This is a genomic window from Luteibacter sp., from assembly GCF_051958795.1.
In the GTDB taxonomy this organism is placed as follows: domain Bacteria; phylum Pseudomonadota; class Gammaproteobacteria; order Xanthomonadales; family Rhodanobacteraceae; genus Luteibacter.
Genome location: NZ_JBQCFT010000378.1, coordinates 1 through 7088 on the forward strand (window position 1 = coordinate 1; position 7088 = coordinate 7088).

Consider the following 7088-nt stretch of genomic DNA (forward strand, 5'->3'; position numbering starts at 1 on the left):
CCTATGGTGCCTTTTTCGGCCCTGGGCCGCGTGAAGGCCCCCTGCCTTATCATGGGGATCGATAGCCGGAGCTCGCCATGGACCTGATCATTCGCCACGCCACCCTTCCCGACGGTCGCCGGGATGTCGATATCGGTATCGAAGGTGGGCGGTTCGCGGCGGTGCAGCCGGCGCTGCCTGCGAAGGGCGTGGAGGAGATCGATGCGCAAGGCCGTCTGGTGGCGCCGCCGTTCGTGGATCCGCATTTCCATATGGATGCCACGCTTTCGCTCGGCCTGCCGCGGCTCAATGCCTCGGGCACCTTGCTTGAGGGCATTGCGCTGTGGGGCGAACTGAAGCCCGACCTGACGATCGATGCCCTGGTAAAGCGCGCGCTGGCCTATTGCGACATGGCCGTGGCCCAGGGCCTGCTGGCAATCCGCAGCCACGTGGATATCTGCGACGACCGCCTGCTCGCCACCGAGGCCCTGCTCGAGGTCAAGCGCAAGGTCGCGCCCTACCTGCACCTGGAACTGGTGGCCTTCCCGCAGGATGGCCTGCTCCGCTCGAAGACGGCAAAGGCGAACCTCGTTCGCGCGCTCGACATGGGCGTCGATGTGGTCGGCGGCATCCCGCATTTCGAACGCACGATGGCGGACGGTGCGGAGTCCGTTCGCTGGCTGTGCGAGCTCGCCGCCGAGCGTGGCCTCCGCGTCGACATGCATTGCGACGAATCCGATGACCCGTGGTCGCGGCACATCGAGACGCTGGCGGCGGAGACGATCCGCACGGGCCTGCAGGGCCGTGTCACCGGCTCGCACCTGACCTCGATGCATTCGATGGATAACTACTACGTCTCGAAGCTGCTGCCGCTGATCGCGGAAGCGGGCGTGCACGCGATCGCGAACCCGCTGATCAACATCACCCTGCAAGGCCGCCACGACACCTACCCGAAGCGTCGCGGCATGACCCGGGTGCCGGAACTGCTGGCCGCGGGCGTGAAGGTCGCCTTCGGCCACGATTGCGTGATGGACCCGTGGTACGGCATGGGCTCGGGCGACATGCTCGAAGTCGCGCACATGGGCATGCACGTGGCGCAGATGACCTCGACCGCCGGGGTGGCGCATTGCTTCGACGCCGTCACGGCGAATGCAGCACGCGTGCTGGGCCTGGAAGGCTACGGCATCGCGCCGGGTAACCGCGCCGACTTCGTCCTGCTGCAGGCAGGCGATACCTACGAGGCGATCCGGCTGAAGGCCACCCGACTGCTCGTGGTCCGCGAGGGCAGGATCCTGGCCCGCACACCTGAACGGCGCACCGAGCTCTTCCTCCCGGAAAGCCCGTCAAATCTGACACTTGAGTTCCGCCCCGGCTCGATTTACTGAACGCACCGGTTCAATAGCTGTCGCGTTACTTAATGCTTTCGCGGGGCTTTCAAAAACCACGTTCTTCCGTTCAGGTTTCCATTCCTAGGATGCGAATCGTCGGTCCCACCTGCGGATCGTCACCTGAGAGAAAGCCGTGATGAAAACGATGCTGCGTACCGCCCTCGCCGCCCTGGCGCTTGCCGCTACCACGGCCGCCGTGGCCGCGCCGGATCACGACCACGACCGTGGCCATGATCGCGACCGCCATGGTTACGACAACCGCGGCCGGGGCGACTGGCACCACGACAACGGCTGGCACGGCCACCGCCCGCCCCCGCCGCCGCCGCGTTACTACGGCCACGGTGGCTACTACCACGGCCCGGCGTACTACCACCGCCCGCCGCCGCCCCCGCCGCCGCGCTATTACGGCCATTGGGAGCGCGGCCACCGGTACTACGGCCGCAACGTGGTGGTGTACGACTACGGCAGCTACCGCCTGCGCCCGCCGCCGCGCGGCTACCACTGGGTCCGTGAGAACAACGATTTCCTGCTGGTCGCCGTCGCGACCGGCGTCATCCTCGACATCGCCACCCGCTAAGCGGAGGAAACCCTTATGAAGATGCTCGGCAAACTTGCCTTCTGCCTCGTCGCCGCCGGCAGCATCGCCCCGGCCTTCGCCTGGGATCCGCCGCCCCCGCCGCACCACGACGATCGCGACCATCATGATGATCGCGACCACCGCGACTGGCATGACGACCACCACGACGACCGCCGCGACTGGCACGACGACCATCGTCCGCCGCCGCCGCACTACGCCAGCCACCACTGGGAGCGCGGCCACCGTTACGACGGCCGCGTGATCGTGGTCGACGACTGGCGCGGCCGCCGCCTGCGCGAACCGCCGCGCGGTTACCACTGGGTGCGCGACGATAACGACGGCCAGTTCCTGCTCGTCGCCGTCGCCACCGGCATCATTGCCGATATCGTGCTGCAGAACTAAGCACCACCCCCGCTGTAGTGTGCTGTCGTGGGAGCGTGCTTGCACGCGATGGGTGCCTGCCGCAAGCCCCTTCGCGCGAAAGCGCGCTCCCACACTCATTTGTCCCACATCGTTTTTAGCGATTCCGCAGCGCACAACATGTTTCACGGCCTCCCCTGCCTATACTCGGGCCGGGCCCTGCATGGGCTCCCACAATTCGGGGAGGCTTCGATGCTGCAACAGTACGGTTTATGGATCGCGCTGGGATGTGCGGTCGTGGCGATTCTGTACGGCGCGTTTTCGGTCAGCTGGGTCCTGGCACGTTCGCCGGGCAATGAACGAATGCAGGCGATTGCCGCCGCCATCCAGGAAGGCGCGCGTGCCTACCTCAACCGCCAGTACGCCACCATCGGTGTTGTTGGCATCGTCCTTTTCCTTTTGATAGGCATCTTCCTCGACTGGGGAACCGCCATCGGCTTCGCGCTGGGGGCGGTGCTCTCGGGAGCGGCCGGCTACATCGGCATGAACGTTTCGGTTCGTGCCAACGTGCGTACCGCCGAGGCCGCCAGGAGCGGCCTTTCTTCTGCCCTGGCCGTGGCGTTCCGCGGTGGCGCGGTCACCGGCATGCTGGTGGTGGGCCTGGGCCTGCTCGGCGTCGCCGGCTACTACGGCATCCTCACCCACCTGGGCTATGAACGCGGGCACGTGCTGCACGCGTTGATCGGCCTGGCCTTCGGATCCTCGCTTATCTCGATCTTCGCCCGCCTGGGCGGTGGCATCTTCACCAAGGGCGCCGACGTGGGCGCCGACCTGGTGGGCAAGGTGGAAGCCGGCATCCCCGAGGACGACCCGCGCAACCCGGCCGTGATCGCCGATAACGTGGGCGACAATGTCGGCGACTGTGCCGGCATGGCCGCCGACCTGTTCGAGACATACGCGGTGACGCTCATCGCCACCATGCTGCTTGGCGGCGTGCTCGCCACCGAAGTCGGCCCGTACGGCATCCTTTACCCGCTGGTGCTGGGCGGTGCATCGATCGTCGCCTCGGTCATCGGCACGTTCTTCGTGAAGACCCGCGGCGGCAAGATCATGAACGCGCTGTACGCCGGCGTGTTCGTCTCCGCTCTGCTCGCCGCGATCGCGTTCTGGCCGATCACCCAGCAGCTGATGGCGGATAGCGCCTTCGGCACGGGCCGCCTCTACGGTTGCGCACTCATCGGCCTGGTGCTCACCGGCGCCATGGTGGTGATCACCGAGTACTACACGGCGACCGAGTACAAGCCGGTGCGCCACGTGGCGCAATCGTCCACCACGGGCCACGCGACCAACATCATCGCCGGCCTGGGCGTGTCGATGAAATCGACCGCGCTTCCGGTGCTGGCGGTCTGCGCGGCCATCTGGGGTTCGTTCGCACTGGCCGGCCTCTACGGCATCGCGATCAGCGCCACGGCGATGCTCAGCATGACTGGCATGGTCGTCGCCCTGGATGCGTATGGCCCGGTGACCGACAACGCCGGTGGCATCGCCGAAATGGCGGAACTGCCGGCCGAGGTACGCGGCGTCACGGATCCGCTCGATGCCGTGGGTAACACCACGAAGGCGGTGACCAAGGGCTACGCCATCGGTTCGGCCGGCCTGGCCGCGCTGGTGCTGGTCGCCGACTACACGCACAACCTCAACCTGCACTTCGGCGGCGCGGATATCCGCTTCGACCTCTCCAACCACTACGTGATCATCGGCCTGCTGATCGGCGGCCTGATCCCGTACCTGTTCGCCGCCATGGCGATGGAAGCGGTGGGCCGCGCGGCCGGCGCGGTGGTCGAGGAGGTGCGCCGGCAGTTCCGTGAGATCGCCGGGATCATGGAGGGCACCACCAAGCCGGACTACTCGCGCGCGGTGGACCTGCTCACCCGCTCGGCCATCCGCGAGATGCTGGTGCCTTCCCTGCTGCCGGTCCTGGTACCGGTGGTGGTGATCTTCGGCTTCAAGTGGCTCGGCGGCCCGGAGGCCGGGGCGCAGGCGCTGGGCGGCGTGCTGATCGGCACCATCGTCACCGGCCTGTTCGTCGCCATTTCGATGACCACCGGCGGTGGCGCATGGGATAACGCCAAGAAGGACATCGAGGATGGCAACTTCGGTGGCAAGGGCTCGGATGCGCACAAGGCCGCGGTCACGGGCGATACGGTCGGCGATCCGTACAAGGACACCGCCGGGCCGGCGGTGAACCCGTTGATCAAGATCATCAATATCGTGGCTTTGCTGCTTATCCCGTTGCTGTAACCGTAGGAGCCCACCTTGTGGGCGACGCCTTTCGCGGAAGCGGAACAGGGCTTGTAGCCCTATCGCGAAAGATGTCGCCCACAGGGTGGGCTCCTACTTCGTCCGGGCATTCGTCGGGGATGGCCCATAGGTAAAAGGTCATGGGCCGGTGGGCACCCCGCCTGCGCTATGGTCCCGGGGAGCAGGTTTAGCTGACCCAAGGACCACCTTCCCATGCACCAACGCTGGATTGCGCTGGCCATCGCCCTTACTTTCAGTGGCATGACCCAGGCACACGAACCCACCAAGACTCCCGCCGCCCCGGCCGCACAAGCCGCTGGCGATGACGAAAACCTCTGGCTCGATGACATCGACGGCGCGAAGCCGCTGGCATGGGTGAAGGACGAGAACGCGAAGACGGTGTCGAAGTACGCCGACTCGGAATCGTTCAAGACCCTGGATGCCCGCATCCTCGAGATGCTGGATTCCGACGCCAAGATCCCGATGGTCAACAAGATCGGCGACCACTTCTACAACCTGTGGCGTGACAAGGCCCACCCGAAGGGCCTGTGGCGCCGGACGACCCTGGCCGAGTATCGCAAGGACAAGCCGGCGTGGGAAACGGTGATCGACGTCGACGCGCTCTCCGCCGCCGAGAAGGAAAACTGGGTATGGCACGGCGTGCAGTGCCTGAAGCCGGAAGATCGCTTCTGCCTGATCTCGCTATCGCGCGGCGGCGCGGATGCCGATGTCATCCGTGAGTTCGATCTCTCGACCAAGGCCTTCGTGAAGGATGGCTTCAGCCTGCCGGAAGCGAAGAGCCAGGTGAGCTGGATCGACAAGGACCACCTGTTCGTGGCCACCGATTTCGGCCCGGGCTCGATGACCGACTCGAGCTACCCGCGCATCGTGAAGGAGTGGAAGCGCGGTACGCCGCTCGCCTCCGCCACCACGGTGTACGAAGGCAAGAAGACGGATATGTCGATCAGCGGCTACCGTGACCTCACGCCGGGCTTCGAGCGCGAGTTCGTGATGCGCGCGCTGGAGTTCTACAGCAGCGAGACGTTCGTGCGCGGCAAGGACGGCAAGCTGACCAAGATCGACGTCCCGAACGACGCGGAAACCGACGTCGAGCGCGAGTGGATGCTGATCGAGCCGCGCACCGACTGGAAGGTGGGCGGCACGACGTACCCCTCCGGCTCGCTGCTGGTGACGAAGTTCGACGATTTCATGGCGGGCAAGCGCGATATCACCGTGCTGTTCACCCCCGACCAGCACACCTCGCTGGCCAACCATTCGTGGACGAAGAACCACCTCATCCTGAACCTGATGCGTGACGTGGCCAGCGAGATCCAGGTGCTGACGCCCGCAGCGCAGGGACCGTGGAAGAGCGAATCGCTGGGCGGCGCGCCTGCGCTGAGCACGATGACGGCGACCGGCATCGATGCGGATGAAGGCGACGATTACTTCCTCTCGGTATCCGGCTTCCTCCAGCCGCCGACGCTTTACTACGGCGTGCTCGGCAAGAGCGGCCAGGAAGCGCTGAAGCACACGCCCACGTTCTTCGATGCATCGAAATTCGAGGTCACCCAGCACTTCGCCACCTCGAAGGACGGCACCAAGGTGCCCTACTTCGAAATCGCGCCGAAGGCCATGAAGGCGGACGGCAACAACCCGACGCTCGTCTACGGTTACGGCGGCTTCGAGATCGCGCTGCAGCCGGCTTACCTGGCCGGCCCGGGCCGCGCATGGCTCGAGAAGGGCGGCGTGTACGTGGTCGCCAACATCCGCGGTGGCGGCGAATACGGCCCGCGTTGGCACCAGGCGGCGCTGAAGGCCAACCGCCCGCGCGCCTATGAGGATTTCGCGGCGGTGTCGCAGGACCTGATCGACCGCAAAATCACCACGCCGAAGCACATGGGCATGATGGGCGGCAGCAATGGCGGCCTCCTTGCCGGCAACATGCTGACCCAGTACCCGCAGCTGTACGGCGCGGTGGTGAGCCAGGTGGCCCTGCTGGACATGAAGCGCTACCCGCACATGTCGGCTGGCGCCTCGTGGATGGCCGAGTACGGCGACCCGGACAAGCCGGAGGAATGGAAGTACATCCAGAAGTTCTCGCCGTACCACAACCTGCACAAGGGCGCGCATTACCCGGCGGTGCTGTTCACCACCTCCACCCGGGATGACCGCGTGGGCCCGGTGCACGCCCGCAAGATGGCCGCCCGCATGCAGGCCATGGGCTTCGATGCCAGCTTCTACGAGAACATCGAGGGCGGCCACGGCGCCGCAGCGGACAACAAGCAGGCCGCCTTCATGAGCGCGCTGGCCTACACGTACCTTTGGGAACACCTCAAATAACCCATTGAACGAACGCTAAAAATGCGTCGAACCTGTGGGAGCGGGGGGGCGGGCGGGGGGGGGGGTGGGTCGCCCCCCCAACCCCCACCCCGCCCCCCGCCACCCGTGTGCGCCGGGCGGCGCCCGCCCCGCCCCCGCGGGCC

General features: G+C 66.2%; 5 protein-coding genes. All 5 read left to right on the plus strand.

Annotated elements, in window-relative coordinates; all coding sequences use genetic code 11:
- The first annotated feature begins 77 nt into the window (after window positions 1-77).
- The 5 genes from ACTHLF_RS20190 to ACTHLF_RS20210 all read left to right on the plus strand — a co-directional run bounded on the left by ACTHLF_RS20190 (window position 78) and on the right by ACTHLF_RS20210 (window position 6945).
- Complete coding sequence (locus tag ACTHLF_RS20190; RefSeq protein WP_440329859.1) at window positions 78-1364, plus strand: amidohydrolase family protein; 1287 nt, start codon at window positions 78-80, stop codon at window positions 1362-1364.
- 139 nt (window positions 1365-1503) lie between these two features.
- Window positions 1504-1944 (plus strand): RcnB family protein, encoded by a 441-nt coding sequence (locus ACTHLF_RS20195; protein ID WP_440329861.1) that lies wholly within the window; start codon window positions 1504-1506, stop codon window positions 1942-1944.
- Between the two features lie 15 nt (window positions 1945-1959).
- Window positions 1960-2346 (plus strand): RcnB family protein, encoded by a 387-nt coding sequence (locus tag ACTHLF_RS20200; RefSeq protein ID WP_440329863.1) that lies wholly within the window; start codon window positions 1960-1962, stop codon window positions 2344-2346.
- Window positions 2347-2556: 210 nt separating this feature from the next.
- Window positions 2557-4605, plus strand: a complete 2049-nt coding sequence (locus ACTHLF_RS20205) for a sodium-translocating pyrophosphatase (RefSeq protein ID WP_440329865.1) — start codon at window positions 2557-2559, stop codon at window positions 4603-4605.
- Between the two features lie 261 nt (window positions 4606-4866).
- Window positions 4867-6945, plus strand: a complete 2079-nt coding sequence (locus tag ACTHLF_RS20210; RefSeq protein ID WP_440329867.1) for a prolyl oligopeptidase family serine peptidase — start codon at window positions 4867-4869, stop codon at window positions 6943-6945.
- The last annotated feature ends 143 nt before the right edge of the window (window positions 6946-7088 follow it).